The 357-nt window shown below is 62.2% G+C and carries 2 pseudogenes; both read right to left on the reverse strand.

Annotation, left to right across the window (positions count from 1 at the left end):
- Positions 1–114, reverse strand: a pseudogene (locus tag EN846_RS36300) (GNAT family N-acetyltransferase); the annotation flags it as partial.
- Positions 115–213: 99 nt separating this feature from the next.
- A pseudogene (locus EN846_RS36305) lies at positions 214–357 on the reverse strand (TPM domain-containing protein); the annotation flags it as partial.

Here is a 357-nt window from a genome sequence, read left to right on the forward strand (position 1 = left end):
GCGGTGCGGGATGATGCCGGAATAGGCACCGCGCCAGGCCTGCTGGTGCACCTCGGCGATGGCGCTCGCGTCGCGAGGCTCTGCTTTCCGGATGTCGATCGTCAGCGTGTTCATGATTGGTTAACCATAGACCCGCATCGGCCGATTGCAAAGAGTCCGGCATGCCACGTTGGCGATTTCGCACAGGCGAAAAAGTCGTGGGCAGGAGAGATTTCAGATTTCGACGAGGTGGTCTTCGAGCTCGTTAACGTCGTCGGCGGTGACCGGGAAGTGCTCGGCCAGCATCGCGCCGACTGATTCGACCGCCTTGACGAAACCGTCGGCGAGGCGATCGTCGCCGGCATGCGCGGTGAGATC

The organism is Mesorhizobium sp. M4B.F.Ca.ET.203.01.1.1, from assembly GCF_004791025.1.
In the GTDB taxonomy this organism is placed as follows: domain Bacteria; phylum Pseudomonadota; class Alphaproteobacteria; order Rhizobiales; family Rhizobiaceae; genus Mesorhizobium; species Mesorhizobium abyssinicae.